The organism is Mesorhizobium sp. WSM4836 (assembly GCF_055811815.1).
On sequence record NZ_JBVVQF010000009.1, the window covers coordinates 142821 to 158685 of the forward strand.

Sequence of the window (15865 nt, forward strand, 5' to 3'; positions counted from 1 at the left end):
GCTCGCCGGTCTATATGCCACGTCTTTCCCGGTCATGCAGGTCAGCGGCTTGCCGGCGCCCGGCCATAGAGCAGCAGCATGGCAACGATAACGACGCCGTAGATGATCTGCCGTCCCGCCTCCGGCATCTGCATGACCGAGAGAATGGATTGCAAAAGCGTGATCAGGATCACGCCGGCGACGGTGCCGAGATAGGAGCCGCGCCCACCGAGGATCGAGGTGCCGCCGAGCACCACGGCGGCGATCGACGGCAGCAGATAGGCATCGCCCATCGACTGTGCCGCCTTGGAGGCATAGCCGGCCAACAGCACGCCGCCGAAGGCCGAGAGCCCACCCGAAACCGCAAAGGCGATCATCACCACGCGCCTTGTATCAATGCCGGAAAGATAGGCGGCACGCTCGCGATTGCCGATCCCGTAGACGGTGCGGCCGAAGCCGGTGCGGGTCAGCACGAAGACCGTTGCTGCGCCGATCAGCGCCCAGATGAGGACGGCGTTGGGCACGCCAGGAACGGCAAAGCCGGTCGCCAGATAGCGCATCGCACCGGTTGCCGAATCCTGCGGCGAGAAACCGCCCGTATAGACCACCATCAGTCCCTGCGCGACGGCGTTGGTGGCGAGTGTGATGATCATCGAGGGAATGCGCAGATAAGCGACGCCAATGCCGTTGACGATGCCGATCAGGACTCCGCAGAAGATGCCGAACGGAATGGCAAGCGCCACGCCGACAGGGCCGTATGCGGCCGCGGCACAAGCCATCATGGCGCCGACCGCCACCGACCATGGCACCGAAAGGTCGATCTGGCCGAGCAGGATGACCAGCATCATGCCGGTGGCGATGACGCCGAGAAAGGATGCCACCTTGAGCTGCTGCAACAGGTATTCAGGCGACAGGAAGCTGCGCGAATAGAGGCTGCCGAGCAACAGCAGCAGCACGATACAAGCGAACGCCGTCAGCACCGCCGGGTCGGCGCGGCGAAGGAATTTCGGCATGCGGCCGGCGAGACCACTTACAGTCGTTTCGCTCACAGGAACCACTCCAGCCGGTTGCGGACCCGAAACAGGGCGAAGGCGCCGAGGCTGACCGCGATCAGCAGGATCACGCCCTGGAACAGGGGCTGCCAGAGCGGATCGAAATCGAAGACGAACAGCAGGTCGCCGATAGTGCGGAAGGCAAGCGCGCCGAAGATCGCGCCGATGGCGCTGCCCTTGCCGCCGAACAGCGACACGCCGCCAAGCACGACCGCGGCGATCGAAAACAGCGTATAGGCGTTGCCGCTCGCATAGGCCGCATCGCCGGTATAGGTGAAGAACGTCAGGAACAGCCCGCCGATCGCGGCAAGCAGCCCGGCAAGCGCATAGGCGGCGAACTTTCCACGCCGGATCGGCACGCCGGACATGTAGGCCGCCATCTCCGAGGAACCGGCTGCATAAGCGGCGCGGCCGAGCACCGACCGGCTGAACGGCACCCAAACGACAAGCACGACCGCCACCAGCGCCACCAGGCTCGCCGGCACGATACCAAACAGGCGCCCTGTCAGCGCGTCGGCGAGCCCCTCATTGACCGAGCCGCCCGGAAACGGCCGCAGCAGCAGCGCGATACCGAAATAGACCGCGCCGGTGGCGATGGTGGCGACGATCGGCTGCAGGCGTCCATAGATGACGATGGCGCCGTTGATTGCCCCGCACAGCAGCCCGGTGCCGAGCACGGCGATGACACCAAAGGCGGTCTCGATGCCGGTGCCGACGACCAGCCACGACGCCAGGCAGTTGGTCAGCGTGAAGATCATGCCGACCGAAAGATCGATGCCGGCGGTGATCACCACCAGCGTCTGCGCCATGGCGACGAAGGCGAGCAGCACGCCCTTGTTCGAAGCCGTCTGTACGACGTTCGCGGTGAAGCCCGCCGGATGGTTCGAGGTGTAGATGACGAACATGACGACGAAGATGCCGAACGCCAGCAGCGTTCCGCGCTGTTCGGCAAGCCAGTAGCGCCAATCCTTCACGCGTCCGCTCCTTGCTTTGGCATCTCTTCGTGAATGTTGAGCGCGCTGGCGATCAGCGCCCGCTCGGTGATTTCGGCGCCGACCAGTTCACGCTTCACCGCCCCGTCATAGAGCACCAGCACCCGGTCGCAGCAGCCGATCAGCTCGTCATAGTCGGTCGAATAAAACAGGATCGCCGCGCCCTGGTCGGCAAGCTTGCGCATCAACTGGTAGAGCTCCTGCTTGGTGCCGACATCGATGCCGCGTGTCGGATCGTTAAGCAGGATGATGCGCGGCTGCCGCATCAGCCATTTGGCGATGACGACCTTCTGCTGGTTACCGCCGGACAGCGCGCCGACCGGAATGTCAAGCCCGGCGGTCTTTATCGCAAGAAGACCGACCATGTCGTCGATCAGTTGCTGCTCGGCGACGCGATCGATGATGCCGGCCCTGGACAGCCGGTCGAGGGCGGCGAAGGAGAGGTTTTCGCGCACCGTCATCGGCAGCATCAACCCTTCGGTCTTGCGGTCCTCCGGGATCAGCGCCATGCCGATCCGGTCATCGCGCGCGGCGGCCGGGCTGGCGATCGCCACCGGTCTGCCGTCGATCAGGATCTGGCCTGACAGGCCGCGCAGCACACCGAAGAAGGCGAGCAGCAATTCGCGCTGGCCTTGGCCGTCGAGGCCGCCAAGCCCGACCACCTCTCCCGCCCCGACCGACAGCGAGACATCGTGCAGCCGATCCGTCCAGGACAGGCTGCGCGCCTCCAGAACCGGCGTGACTGCAGCCGCCGCCCGCGCAGGCTTAGGCGGAAAGATGTGGCTGTACTCGCGCCCGATCATCAGTTCGACGACCTCGTTGTCGCTCTTGGTGCCGGCCGCGTAGCTGGCGACATTGCGGCCATTGCGGAACACCGTGCAATGGTCGGCCAGTTCGGCGATCTCGTTCATGCGGTGCGATATATAGAGCAGCGCCAGCCCCTCCGAACGCAACCGCTTCAACACGGCAAAAACCCTGGCGACGTCAGCCGCGGTCAGCGCCGAGGTCGCCTCGTCGAGGATCAGGATGCGTGGCTTGCGCGCCAGTGCCTTGGCAATCTCGACCATCTGCCTTCTCGAAAGAGGAAGATCCTTCACCAGCGCCAGCGGATGGATATCGGAGGCGCCGGCGCGAGCCAGGGCTTGTTGGGCGATGCGGCGCTGCGCCTTGCGGTCGATCATGCCGAAACGCTTGGGCGGATCGGAAATGGCGATGTTGTCGGCCACGCTGAGTTCGGGGACGAGCGACAGTTCCTGGAAGATGCAGACGATGCCGGCCTGGTTGGCAGCGGCCGGCGAAGCGAAGGTCACTTCGCTTCCGTCCAGCATCATACGGCCCTCGTCGGGCGCGACGACCCCCGCCATGACCTTGATCAGCGTCGATTTGCCGGCGCCGTTCTCGCCGAGAATGGCGTGGATGCTGCCTGGAGTGACCGACAGTTCGGCCTTCTCCAGCGCTCGCACGCCGCCATAACGCTTGGATATGCCTTCCATCCGGAAGAGCGGAACCGCACCGTCCATCGGCCCTCCCCAGGCGCTTGGCAATCAGGATGTCGAGCGCCGACGCCGCAGGATTTCCCGCGGCGTCGGACTGTTGGAGTTTACTGGTTTTCCTTGCTCTGGCCCATGATTTCCTGCGCCGTGAAATTGATGCCGCAGGTCGGGAAGGAATTGCCGACGAAGAAATTGTCGGATTGGTCGGGGAAGAAATCCTGACCTGGCTTGAAGTTCGGATCCTCGACGATCGCCAGCGGCAGCTTGACCGCTTGCGGCACGACCTGGCCTTCAAGTGCTGCAATCGCCGTCTTGATGGCAACCGCGACCTGAGCCGGGCCGGTGCCCGCCGACGAACATTTCAGGCCGTCAGCGGCGAACTTGGCGCAGAATTTGCGGAAGCCATTCTCCGTCTCGCCGCCGAACGGCACGAACGGATGCTTGGCATCGATCATCGCCTGCACGATGCCGGTATCGCCGCCCTGCCCGGTAACGCCGTCGAAGGGACCATTGGTGGCAATGGCGTCGGCCGAAGCCTTTTGCGCAACGCCGTCATCCCATTTGCCGACGACCTCGGTGACATCCCACTTCTTGCCCGACGCGTCGAGAACCTCGTGGATGCCGTTGTGACGGTCGGTGTCGACGGACGTACCGGCTACGCCGCGGACTTCCAGGATCTTGCCGCCGTTTGGTATGTGCTTGACCAGCCAGTTGCCCCACAATTCGCCAAGGCCTTTCTGGTCGACATTGACGTTGATGGCATCCTTGGTGTCGAGGATGTTGTCGAAGGCGACCAGCACGACGCCTGCCTCCTTGGCCCGCTTGATGACAGGGCCGAATGCGGTCGGGTTCTGCGCGTTGACGACAATCGCGTCATAGCCGGAATCGATGAAATTGTTGATTGCCGAAATCTGGGCCGGCACGTCCTCGCCGGTCGAGACCACCTTGAATTCCTTGAGCTTGGCCGCGACTTCCGGCTGCGCTGCATAGGCCTTCGCCGTCTGCACCATCTGGATGCGCCACGTGTTGGCGATGTAGCCGTTGGCCAGAGCGATGCGATAGGGGCCGTCTTTTTTAGGGAACTTGAAGAACTGCGTATCGGCCGACCAGGGCGCGAAGCACTCAGGCTCGGCCGATGGCCCCTTGACGATTTCAGGGTCGGCGATCGCCGACGAGCTCAGCATGACGAAAGCAGTGGCGGCAACGATACCGCCAACGAGTGACTTGATCATCGATATTCCTCCCAGTTGCAGTTTTGTTTGTTGTTACGCCGATGAATTTGCGCGTTTCCGGTCCGGCACCTCCCGCCGTACCCGTTGCGCGTTCAGGTGGCCGAATGCCGACCCGATCCCCTCCTTTGTTGCCCGGCTAATCCCGCAAAAACTATCATATTATACATAATAAACAAGCGTGAGCTGTCGCTTATGTATAATAAACAGCCTCGCATCTTCGGGGCGACGTACCGCCCGGCGATAACTGGTAGCGCTACCATGACGTAGTGTAAAGCGCCATTGCGTGGAAGTTCGCTTCAGCGCGCCGTGCTCTCACGTCGCTTGAGTTCGAAGCCGAGATCGACGACGCGCTGTTCCGGCCTGTTGCCCTCGATAGCCGCAAGCGCCATGGCGACAGCCCGCCGGCCGATCTCGTAGCGATAGGTCCGAACGCTGGTGACCGACGGAAACGCCACTTCCATCATGTCGAGATCGTTGAAGCCGACGATGCCGATCGTCTTCGGCACGGCGATCGAAGCGCGATGGCATTCAAACAGCACGCCAAGGGCGATATCGTCATTATTGCAGAACACGCCGTCAAGGCTTGGCACCTTGGCCAGCGCGTCGCGGAACAATTCGCGGCCGAGGGTGACGCTGGAGGGCACCGGCGTCGTGGTGGTGAGCCTCGGATCGAACAGGCCGGCCGCCTCCATCGCCGCGCGATAGCCGGCAAGCCGCCGCTGCGAACGCGGATCCATGCGCGCGCCGATGAAGCCGATCCGGCGATAGCCTGCCTCGATCAGATGTTCCGCAGCCGCCTTGCCGCCCTCGAAATGTGAGAAACCGACCATCATGTCGACCGGATCGGGCCCGGTCTCCATCACCTGCACCACCGGACAGCCTGCCGTTTCCAGCAGTTTTCGCGACGCCGGCGTCTGGTCGATGCCGGCCACGATCAGCGCCGCCGGGCGTTGCGGGCCAAACACCTGCAGCAGCCGCTCTTCCTCGAGGCCGGAATAGTGAGTGTTGCCGAGCTGGATGCGGAAAGGGCCGCCCGACAGGCTGTCGTAGATGCCGCGCACCACTTCGGCAAAGACGTTGTTGGTAAGCGACGGCACCAGGACGCCAAACACCTCGGCGCGCGCCGAAGCCAGCGCCCGCGCATTCGGATCGGGCACATAGCCGAGCTCGTTCACGGCGGACGCGATCTGGCGGCGCAGATCTTCCGAGACACGTCCCGGCTCACGCAAGGCGCGCGATACCGTAATGGCGCCGACACCGGCCTTGCGGGCGACGTCGGCGATGGTCGGGCGGCCGCCGCCGCGGCGCGAGCGCGGCTTGATCACCGCATTGGTTCCGAGACGATGTTCAGCGTCTTTGCCACTGCTGCCTTGCCAACCTCGCCCATTGCCACACCTTGTCTGGCGTCGCGCAGGCTTCGGCTATTGTCAAGCGACGGCCGGCGAGACTGTACCCGTACCGCCGTGCTTCAGGCCGTCACAGCAGCGCTGCGCCGGGCCTTCCACAGCAGCAGCACCATGGCCAAAATGTTCAGCAGGTTCCAGGCAATGCCGTTGAGGAACGCGGCGGCATAGGAACCGGTCAAATCGTAGATCCAGCCCGACATCCAGCCGCCGATAGCCATGCCGAAAATGGTCGCCATCATAACGATGCCGACGCGCTGGCCAGCCTCCTTGGCCGGCATATATTCGCGCACGATGATCGCATAACAGGGCACGATGCCGCCCTGCGACAGGCCGAAGACCAGCGAGACGACATAAAGCGAGGCAAGCCCGTCGAACGGGATATAGAACAACAGCGACAGGCATTGCAGCACCGAGCCGATCAGCAGGGTTTTCACGCCGCCGATGTGATCGGCAAGGAAACCCGAGCCAAGCCGGCTGACGACGCCCGCCGCCAGCATGATCGACAGCATATCGGCGCCATGCGCCACGCCGTAGCCGAGATCCATGCAGTAGGCGACGATATGGACTTGCGGCATCGACATCGCCACGCAGCAGCCGAGCCCGGCGACGATGAGCAGCGCCTGCAAGGCCGCCGGCGATAACGAGATCGGCCGGACCACGCGGCTGCCCGGCGATCCCGGAGCTGCCTGGGGCGGTGCGCCGCGCCGGAGCAGCAGGATCAATGGCACCATGGTGAACAGGCAGACGACACCGATCGCGGCATAGGTGAAGCGCCAGCCTTGCGTCTGCATGACATAGGGCATCGCCGTCGGCCAGATCGCTCCGGCGAGATAGTTGCCGGACGCGGCAGCCGTCACCGCGACGCCGCGGCGCCGGTTGAACCAGTGCGAGATGTCGGCGATCAGCGGCCCGAAAATCGCCGACGAGCCGACGCCGATCAACAGGCCCTGGACGAGGGTGAACTGCAGGATCGAACTCGTCAGCGAGGCCAGCAGGAAGCCGGCGCCAAGTGTAATCGCGGCAATCAGCGCCGGGATCCAATACCCCATGCGGTCGATGGCGCGGCCGAACAGCACATTGCCGGCGGCAAAGCCGACCATGGTCGCGGTGTAGGGCATCGAGGCAGCGGCACGATCGGTGCCGAACTCGGCCTGCACGGCGGGCAGCACCACGACCACCGCCCACATGCCGACCCCGCCGATCGTTGCCAGCAGCATCGAGATGCCGAGACGTATCCAGGCATAGGCACTGTCGATGCCGGAACTTCCTGCCTGGCTTGAGACGATTGGGGTCAAGAGCGTTTCCTGTCCGCGGTTCTTAGATCGGCGGTTCTGACCACTATCGGCGCATTCGCCTCCCCGAGCAGCGCCACGACAGGCAAATCCGTGGCTCCAGGGATTCGGGCCGAAGTGGGAACAGGGTGCGCCATAAGGCGTTTTGCCGGCAACGACCTAGGAAGGAGTTTGCCATGACCGCGCAACGGAAATGGTCCGCCGACGTGACTGAGCATAGCGACGCGCTGGACCTCGAGGAACACATCTTCGAATCCCACGATCCAAGGAAAATCGCCGCCTCGCTGAAGCGGTCGGCCGAGCAAAGCGATCGGCGCAAGGCGGGGCCGTTTCAATCCGCCATGTCGATGCTGAATTTCTACATCAACCGCGCCGGCAAGAACCTGCCGGCGGCGCAGAAGAAAGTGCTGGAGGATGCCAAAGATGAATTGCGTGTCCTTCTTGGCCGCCAAAAGGAAGACTAGAATCGGTTGCCGTTGATTGGTTCCGCCAAATTCGGCTGAACTGGACCTAGTGACAGGGCCTCTTTGTCGCCAGTCTGCAGGCTCGGCTTGTATTCCCAAGCCCGCAAAAGCCTGGCGTCATGACGGTCAAGATCGGCATCAATCCCATCACCTGGAGCAATGACGATGTTCCCGCACTTGGCGGCGATACGCCCTTGGAGACCTGTCTGGCGGAAACGGCGCAGGCCGGCTACCGCGGCACCGAACTCGGCGGCAAATTTCCGCGCCAGGCTGATGTGCTTGGCCCAATCCTGTCCTCCTATGGCCTGGAACTCGTCTCCGGCTGGTATGATGGCCGCATTCTCGACCGCACGGTCGACGAGGAATTCGCGGCGATTACGCCGCATTTGACGTTGCTGCGCGACCTTGGCGCCGAGGTCGCCGTCTATGCCGATACCTCGCGCGGTCGCCACGACGGCATTTTCGCACCGATCTCCGAGCGTCCGCGCCTCGGCGACGGCGACTGGCGGGCCTATGGCGAGAAACTGACCGCCCTCGCCGAGCGCATGGCCGCATTCGGGGTCGGCATGGCCTTCCACCACCACATGGGCACCATCGTCGAGACGGACGATGAAGTCGACAGGCTGATGGCGGCGACGGACCGAAGCGTCGGCCTTTTGTTCGATACCGGCCACTGCCTGTTTTCGGGCGGCGAGCCGCAATCGCTGTTGCAGCGGCATCTCGACCGTATCGTGCATTTCCATTGCAAGGATATTCGCAGGGCGGTGCTGGAAAAGGCACGCCGCGAGGACATGAGCTTCATGGCGGCCGTTTTGGAAGGCATTTTTACCGTGCCCGGCGACGGCTCGGTCGATTTCCTGTCATTGCTGAAACCCCTCGCCGCGCGCGGCTATGAAGGTTGGATCGTTGTCGAGGCCGAGCAGGATCCGGCCAAGGCGCATCCGCTGACCTATGCCAGCAAGGGCTATTTCTCGCTGCTCGCCACCGCCCGCCAAGCCGGCTTCGAAGTGGCGACGCGGCAGGCAGACTGACCGGCCCGCATGCGAGCCGGAGGAACACAATGGGCGCGCGCCTCAATGGGGTTAGCGACGCGAAAGCGCCCGGCGATCCGCGCCGTCTTGCTCCCTGCGCGGCGCGGATCGCAGAATCCCGGCTGTGGATTTCAAACCCCGACTTTCAAGCTTGAGGCCGGCCGGAAGCCGTGCCTTGATGCAACCGAGGAGGAGCGACATGGCTTTCGAAGCTGCGCTTGGCATGGAACGGCTTTGCACCATCCGGGAGATCGCCGAGAAGGCGGAACTTGGCGCCGCCACCGTGCATCGCGCGCTGAAGAACAGCCGCGAGATCCGGCCCGAAACCAGGCGACTGGTGCTAGATACCGTCTGCCGGCTCAACGAGGAAAAGATCGCCCGCGCCGCCCGGTTCGTCGGGGGATAGTGCCTTGGCCGACCACATGCGCCTTTCCCTCGACATCATGTCGGTCGACCGCGCTTCGGAAGAACCGATGCATCGTCAGATCTACGGCGCCTTGCGACGCTTCATCCTTGACGGCCAAATCCCGCAGAACACGCTGTTGCCGTCGACGCGCTCGCTGGCCGAAGATCTGAAGGTCGGGCGCAACACCGTCATCGCCGCCTATGACCAGCTCCTCGCCGAAGGTTTCATCGAGGCGCGTGCCGGATCGGGCACCTGGGTCGCACCGATCCAGCAGAACCGCCCCTTGGCGTCCCTGCGCGCCGGACTGGCAGCGCCGCAAAAACTGTCGCGGCGTGGCCAGACCATCGTCAACGGCCCGCAACCGCCACGCAATGCCGGCGTCATCAATTTCCATCCCGGCGTGCCCGAAACGGCATCTTTTCCGTTCACCATCTGGTCAAGCCTTCTGGTGCGCAATGCACGCAGCCGCGACGAGAGCCTGCTGGGTTATCTCTCCTTTGCCGGCCACCCCGGTCTGCGTCAGGCCATTGCCTCGACCATCGGCCTGTCGCGCGGCATCAGCTGCACCGCCGACCAGGTGATCATCGTCACCGGTGCGCAAGCAGCGCTCGATCTCGTCTCGCGCGTGCTGATGGACGAAGGCGACCATGTCTGGATGGAAGAGCCCGGCTATCTCGGCGCCAAGAGCGCCTTTCTCGCCAGCGGCGCCAGATTAGCACCGTTGAAGGTCGACAGGCGCGGCTGGCATCTTGCCGATCCGGAGCTGCCGCCGCCGCGGCTGATCTATGTGACGCCATCCTGCCAATGGCCGTTCGGCACCATCATGCGCATCGAGGAGCGGTTGCAGTTGCTCGACATCGCCGAACGCAACGGCGCCTGGATCGTCGAGGATGACTATGACGGCGAATACCGGTTCCGCGGCCGGCCGGTGCCGGCGCTGCGCGGGCTCGATCATTCCGACCGCGTCGTCTATATCGGCAGCTTCGGCAAGACGCTGATCCCGGCGCTGCGCATCGGCTATCTGATCGTGCCGCGCGAATTGTCGGTGCCGTTCGACCGGGCGGTCAGCATCACCGGCCAGTTCGCGCCCCTGATCCTGCAGGCAACGGTCAACGACTTCATCACGCAGGGCTATTTCGCCACGCACCTCAAGCGCATGCGCCGGCTCTATGCACGTCGGCAGGCGAACTTCGTCAAGCTGTGCCAGGAGCATCTGGCGGAATGGCTGACCGTCACGGAAAACGATTCCGGCATGCAGCTGCTGGCGAGCTTCGTCAGGCCCTATAAGGACAGCGACGTGGTCGCCGCCGCTGTCAAGGAAGGGCTCGACGTCCAGGGCATTTCCATCAACTACCATTCCACTGAACCCGAACACGGCCTGCTGCTCGGCTATGCGGCGATGGACGAACGCCAGATCCTGCGCGCCGTGCTTGCCCTGCGCGCCGCGTTTCTGAGGTTGGACAGAAGCTAGGCAAGCGCGTCATCTCGTTCACCGCGGTTGCAACATTCGCCCGAGGCGATTAGAAATACGGCATCGGTCCTGGTCCTTCGCCACGTTTGCGCAGGGAGCCACTCACAAGGCCGAATCTCCCCGAAAACCAGAAGCCAACCGCCGAAATTGGCGGAGCAACGCACTCGTCTGACCGTGAGGACTGCAATGAGAACCGCATCCTGTGCCTGCGGGCAACTGAGGATCTCCTGTGAAGGAGACCCGCGACTGGTCGCGCAATGCCACTGCCTCGACTGCCAGAAACGGACCGGCAGCACATATGGCGTCGCGGCCTTCTTCGCGCGAGACAAGGTAAAAGCCGAAGGCGACGCCAATACCTACAGGCGATCGGCTCGGAGCGGCCATCACGTCACTTTCCATTTCTGCCCGGGCTGCGGCTCGAGCGTCTTCTGGGAGCCCGACCGAAAGCCTGAATGGATCGCCGTCGCGGTCGGCTGCTTCGCCGACCCCGCGTTTCCGGCGCCGGCGCATGTTGGGTGGGAAGAACGGCGTCATCCCTGGGTTTCCGGTTAGCGACGCCAACCCGCCAGGGCAGCTTTATCTTACTGGTTGATCTCGGGTTCGACGAGTTTCGCCAGATTTCGCAGCGACTCCTGCCAGCCGAGATAGCAGGCCTCAACCGGGATGACGTCTGGAATACCGGCCTGCGTGATATTCACTTCGGTGCCGACGGAAACTTTCTTCAATGTCACGGTCACCTCGATCTCGCCGGGCAGGTTGGGGTCGTCGAACCGGTCGGTGTAGCGCAGCTGCTCATTGGGCACGAGCTCGACATATTCGCCGCCGAACGAGTGGCTGCCGCCGGTGGTGAAGTTGCGGAACGACATTTTGAATGTACCGCCGACTTTCGCCTCGAAGTGATGAACCGTGCAGGTGAAGCCGTTCGGCGGAAGCCATTTCGCAAGTGCATCCGCTTCGAGGAACGCGCGGTAGACTTTCTCCGGGCTGGTTGTCAGAACGCGGTGCAGACGTACGGTGCCGGGCATATCGTTAATCCTCCATGTTGGTGATCGATGCCCCTAGGACGAGCGGAGCCCGGCCTATCCGACACGGGCCTGCGGATTTTTTGACGACCGGTTATGCCGGCCGGAATCCTCGCCCGGCCGCCGGACAGGGAACTCGGCCGCAGGGTAGCAAATCGCGTCGGAACTGGTCTAGTTCACACTGTCGAACTTCTGTAGATCAACCGGTGCCGCCTTGCGCAATTCGACATCATCCAGCGAAGCATTCTCCAGCGCCACCCGCGCCGCCGCGTCGATGTTGTGGATCATGTCCTGAATGTCGGTATCGCTGTGCGCCGGGTTCATGGCGACCATCACCGTGCGGTTGAGAATGTCGAGCGAGCGCTTGCCGAGGTCGTCGGCGTAATCCAGTCGCAGGCCCTGGTTCTCGGGCAATGCATAAGGATTGAGCGCCGGATGATGCGCGCCTTCATGCATCAGCACCTGGTCCCACTGGGTGAAATTGTGACGGCCGGTCTTGCCGGCAACGACGCTCGGAATGGTCTTCGAAAAAGTCTGCGCAGCCTGCTCGCTCGGCAGCAGGTACATCACCTGTGCAGCGCAATCGTCGTCCGGGCTGTTCATCGGCGATGGCGTCAGGCCGAGATTGCCGAGATGGCGGGTGCCGGCCAGCACCTTCTTCTTCTCGGCCCGCATCGCCTCGATGATGCCGTCCAGTCGATCGAGCTGGACGTTGAGCATCGCCCCCATCAGTTCGGAAGCACGCGCGCCGATGCCGGCGAAGGGTTTGATGCTATCGCTTCTGCCCTGCCAATAGAAATGGCAAGGGTCGATGGTGCAGCGCGCCCGCTCCGCCACTTTCGGGTCGCTGGTAGCGATTCCACCGCCCTCGCCCGAGGTCATATTCTTGAAGTAGTTGAAGGAATAGGCGCCGGCATGGCCGACCGAGCCGAGCTTGCGGCCCTCGTAGCCGCCGCCGATGCCCTGGCAGACATCCTCCAGCACCAGCAAGCCGCGCCTGACAGCAATGTCCATGATCGCATTCATGTTGCAGGCCGCGCCCCACATATGCACCGGGATGATCGCCCTGGTGCGCGGGCCGATGGCGTCGCGCAAGGCGACGGGATCGATGGTCAGGCTCTCGTCGATGTCGACGATGACGGGAATTGCCCCGACCGACAGCACCGCGGTCGCGGTCGCCATATAGGTGTGCGCAGGCACCAGAACTTCGTCGCCGGGGCCGATGCCGAGCCCGATCAGGCCGGCCGCAAGCCCATAGGTGCCGCTGGCGGCCAGCGCGAAATGCTCGACGCCGAGATGCCGCGCATAGCGTGCCTCGAAGCGGTCGCATTCGCTGTCCTTGCCGTAACGAAACAACGCGCCCGAGCGGATCACCCTGGCAATGGCTTCGATTTCCTCTTCGCCGGCGGTGTACATGACAGGCCTCCAACTTACTTGGTAATTTGGGTCACTTGATAATGTGGTCGCTTGATGGTGTGGACAGCTGTAGGCTTGTCGGCACAGTTTGAAAGAACCACTCCGCCGCAATTCGACCAAGCCATCTGGGCCCGAAAGACGGTTCCGATGAGTGGTTTTGAACCCTGATTTGGGAAATCGGCAGCTAAGTGTCTCAGCCGGCAGGCAAATCGTACCCATCCGAATTCGCCAAAGTGGCCCTGTCGGAAACCCAGCTTTCGGCGTTCCATTCCGGCCAGTTGGCAAACGGTTGGTTCCATGAAATACGGGACACACTTTGGAAGACCCTCGAAACCGGCGTGCCGGCGGAAAGGCGGCCATTCGTGAACGCGGCCGGCTCCAGCAAGCGGCTCGTGCTCCACGAGGACGATGTCGGCATGTGCCATGGCGCCAACAGCGCCTTTCTCGAATTGAGCGCGCTGGGTGTCTGCAGTTCCGGCGCGGTGATGGTGCCGTGCCCCTGGTTCCTCGAAATGGCCGAAAGCGCCGCCGCCGACCCTGGCCTCGACCTCGGCGTCCATCTGACGCTGAACAGCGAGAAGCAGCACTATAAATGGCGGCCGTTGACTGCGCCGTCGCGAGCGGCCGGTCTGACCGACGAGTTCGGCTTCTTCTGGCCCGACGTGGCGGCCACGCGCCGCAAGGCGGTGCCGCAGGCGGTCGAGGCCGAGCTTCGCGCCCAGATCGACAACGCCTATCGCGCCGGCATTGACGTCACCCATCTCGACGCGCATATGGGCGCGGCATTGTCGCCGGAATTTTGCGACATCTACATCAAGCTCGGGCTCGAATATCAGCTGCCTGTGCTGCTGACCAGGACACTGTCCGCCTATTCCCCCAACGACAATCTGGTCGGCGTCACCGAGGAGGCATTCCAGCGCGGCGTGGCACTGGCCCGTGCCGGCGGCTTTGCCATTTTCGACACCGCGATCCAGACGACCTGGGGCCGGCCGCGTTCCAAGCCGATCGAGCCCGCCTACAAAGCGCTCATCGAGGGCGTGCGCGAAGGCCTGACCTTCTTTTGCCTGCATTGCAACGCGCCCGGTGAACTCGAGCTGATCGAGCCGCGCTCCGCCTATATCCGCAGCGAAGAGTACGAGCTGTTCCGCGACCAGGGCTTTCGCGACTGGCTCGCCGCGCAGCCGATCGAAGTCATCGGCATGAAGCCGTTGCGCGAGGAGCTTCGCGCAACACTCTCGGCCGGGCGATCAACAACAACAAGCCGCGGAGACACCGCGGGCGAACAGCGATTAGCGTCGGCAAAGGCCCGCAAAGCGGCCACCCGATCCGCGACATGAGCCGATCGTCGCGACCGAAAACGGCGCCAAAGGGATTGGACAAGGGATTGGAACTGCAACGATAAATGGGAGAATAAGATGAAAACTCTTCTAAAAGTGGCATTGGGCGCCTTTGTCTCGGCGGGCCTGATGACAGGCATTGCGCAGGCCGCGGGCCTCAAGGATCCGAAGGACGTCCACATTACCTTCGTGGTGCATGGGTCGGCGTCCGATCCCTACTGGTCGGTGGTCAAGCGCGGCGTCGATGACGCGGCGGCGCTGACCGGCGCCAAGGTCGAATATTACGCGCCGCAGGTCTTCGACGTGGTCGAGCAGGCCCGGCTTCTCGATGCCGCCATTGCCACCAAGCCGGACGGCATCGCCGTCTCCATCGCCGACGCCAATGCGCTCGGCAAATCTGTCAAATCCGGGCTTGCCGCCAATATTCCCATGGTGGTTCTGGATTCCGGCGAAAAGGAAGGCGCCGAGCTCGGCACGACGCTCTATGTCGGCACCGTTTCCGAATATGATTCCGGCAAGAAGGCCGGCGAGCGGCTGGCCAAGGAAGGCACGCTGAAGGTCGTCTGTATCAACCACGAGGTCGGCAACGTCAGCCTCGACCAGCGCTGCCAGGGGCTCAATGACGGGCTGAAGCCCTCCGGCGGCGGCACCGAGGTTCTGGCCGTGGCGCCGGATCCGGCCGACATCCAGCGCCGCACCGAAGCCTATCTGTCGGCACATCCCGACACGCAGGCCGTCTTTGCGCTTGGCGCCACGGCCGCCAACCCGCTGATCCCGATGTTCCGCGACAAGGAACTGTTCGGCAAGCTCAAGCTCTACACGTTCGACATCAGCCCCGAGGTTCTCGACTCTGTCGTCGCCGGCGAAATGGGCTTCGGCATGGACGCCCAGCAATATCTGATGGGCTACCTGCCGGTGATCTATCTGGTCGAGCAGGCGACGCACGGCTTCTGGCCGCAGAACAATTCCTATACCGGACCGCTGTTCATAGACTCGCCGGAAAAAGCCAAGGCGATCCTGGCGCTCGCCAAAGAGGGCATCCGCTAATGCATGTCGCGCAAAAGTGTGCAGCGGTTTTGCGGTAACGACATGCATCAAAACAAGAATAAAGCGCGTCGCATGAGGCCGGTCGAACGCGACGCGCTTTTAGGCGAGCGCTCCGACGGAACGGGAGAATGCGGCCAGCGCTCTCCCGTTGCGTTCGAAGATTGCGAATTGAGCGATTGGAGAGCCTAATGGCGGTCGTGGAAGACAAAGCGATATCTTCGGGTG

General features: G+C 63.3%; 15 protein-coding genes. 7 read left to right on the plus strand and 8 right to left on the minus strand.

Annotated features, from left to right (window positions below):
- Positions 1–41 precede the first annotated feature (41 nt).
- From AC0L2P_RS13420 to AC0L2P_RS13445, 6 genes are all read right to left on the minus strand, one after another.
- Positions 42–1028, minus strand: a complete 987-nt coding sequence (locus AC0L2P_RS13420; protein ID WP_473501716.1) for an ABC transporter permease — start codon at positions 1026–1028, stop codon at positions 42–44.
- The gene (locus tag AC0L2P_RS13425; RefSeq protein ID WP_023721232.1) at positions 1025–2005 is read right to left on the minus strand and encodes an ABC transporter permease; all 981 of its coding nucleotides are present in this window, start codon (positions 2003–2005) and stop codon (positions 1025–1027) included. The genes AC0L2P_RS13420 and AC0L2P_RS13425 overlap by 4 nt, the downstream gene beginning before the upstream one ends.
- Positions 2002–3543 carry a sugar ABC transporter ATP-binding protein gene (locus tag AC0L2P_RS13430; RefSeq protein WP_473501718.1) on the minus strand — a complete coding sequence of 514 codons (1542 nt, stop codon included), beginning with the start codon at positions 3541–3543 and terminating at the stop codon, positions 2002–2004. Before AC0L2P_RS13430 ends, AC0L2P_RS13425 begins: the two co-directional genes overlap by 4 nt.
- A gap of 80 nt (positions 3544–3623) precedes the next feature.
- Positions 3624–4748: a sugar ABC transporter substrate-binding protein gene (locus AC0L2P_RS13435; RefSeq protein ID WP_473501719.1), complete on the minus strand. Its 1125-nt coding sequence runs from the start codon at positions 4746–4748 to the stop codon at positions 3624–3626.
- A gap of 296 nt (positions 4749–5044) precedes the next feature.
- On the minus strand, positions 5045–6073 hold the full coding sequence (gntR, locus tag AC0L2P_RS13440; RefSeq protein ID WP_473501720.1) for an HTH-type transcriptional regulator GntR: 1029 nt from the start codon (positions 6071–6073) through the stop codon (positions 5045–5047).
- Positions 6074–6216: 143 nt separating this feature from the next.
- Complete coding sequence (locus AC0L2P_RS13445; protein ID WP_473501721.1) at positions 6217–7449, minus strand: MFS transporter; 1233 nt, start codon at positions 7447–7449, stop codon at positions 6217–6219.
- Positions 7450–7622: 173 nt separating this feature from the next.
- On the opposite strand from AC0L2P_RS13445, the gene AC0L2P_RS13450 reads away from it, so the two are divergent.
- The 5 genes from AC0L2P_RS13450 to AC0L2P_RS13470 all read left to right on the plus strand — a co-directional run bounded on the left by AC0L2P_RS13450 (position 7623) and on the right by AC0L2P_RS13470 (position 11370).
- A complete protein-coding gene (locus AC0L2P_RS13450) occupies positions 7623–7910 on the plus strand; it encodes a DUF3175 domain-containing protein (RefSeq protein ID WP_473501723.1) in 288 nt (95 codons plus the stop codon).
- A gap of 119 nt (positions 7911–8029) precedes the next feature.
- Positions 8030–8941 (plus strand): myo-inosose-2 dehydratase, encoded by a 912-nt coding sequence (gene iolE / locus AC0L2P_RS13455; RefSeq protein WP_473501724.1) that lies wholly within the window; start codon positions 8030–8032, stop codon positions 8939–8941.
- 199 nt (positions 8942–9140) lie between these two features.
- Entirely contained in the window at positions 9141–9347 is a 207-nt protein-coding gene (locus AC0L2P_RS13460; protein ID WP_352453276.1) for a LacI family DNA-binding transcriptional regulator, read from the plus strand.
- 4 nt (positions 9348–9351) lie between these two features.
- Positions 9352–10818: a rhizopine catabolism transcriptional regulator MocR gene (gene mocR, locus AC0L2P_RS13465; RefSeq protein ID WP_473501725.1), complete on the plus strand. Its 1467-nt coding sequence runs from the start codon at positions 9352–9354 to the stop codon at positions 10816–10818.
- Positions 10819–11004: 186 nt separating this feature from the next.
- Positions 11005–11370 carry a GFA family protein gene (locus AC0L2P_RS13470; protein WP_473501726.1) on the plus strand — a complete coding sequence of 122 codons (366 nt, stop codon included), beginning with the start codon at positions 11005–11007 and terminating at the stop codon, positions 11368–11370.
- A gap of 29 nt (positions 11371–11399) precedes the next feature.
- On the opposite strand, the gene AC0L2P_RS13475 is transcribed toward AC0L2P_RS13470, so the two are convergent.
- Positions 11400–11843 carry an SRPBCC family protein gene (locus AC0L2P_RS13475; protein WP_473501727.1) on the minus strand — a complete coding sequence of 148 codons (444 nt, stop codon included), beginning with the start codon at positions 11841–11843 and terminating at the stop codon, positions 11400–11402.
- Between the two features lie 168 nt (positions 11844–12011).
- Positions 12012–13256: a DegT/DnrJ/EryC1/StrS family aminotransferase gene (locus tag AC0L2P_RS13480; protein WP_473501728.1), complete on the minus strand. Its 1245-nt coding sequence runs from the start codon at positions 13254–13256 to the stop codon at positions 12012–12014.
- 362 nt (positions 13257–13618) lie between these two features.
- On the opposite strand from AC0L2P_RS13480, the gene AC0L2P_RS13485 reads away from it, so the two are divergent.
- Both AC0L2P_RS13485 and AC0L2P_RS13490 read left to right on the plus strand, forming a co-directional pair.
- The gene (locus AC0L2P_RS13485; protein ID WP_473501729.1) at positions 13619–14593 is read left to right on the plus strand and encodes a polysaccharide deacetylase family protein; all 975 of its coding nucleotides are present in this window, start codon (positions 13619–13621) and stop codon (positions 14591–14593) included.
- 78 nt (positions 14594–14671) lie between these two features.
- On the plus strand, positions 14672–15640 hold the full coding sequence (locus AC0L2P_RS13490) for a rhizopine catabolism ABC transporter substrate-binding protein (RefSeq protein WP_473501730.1): 969 nt from the start codon (positions 14672–14674) through the stop codon (positions 15638–15640).
- Positions 15641–15865 lie beyond the last annotated feature (225 nt).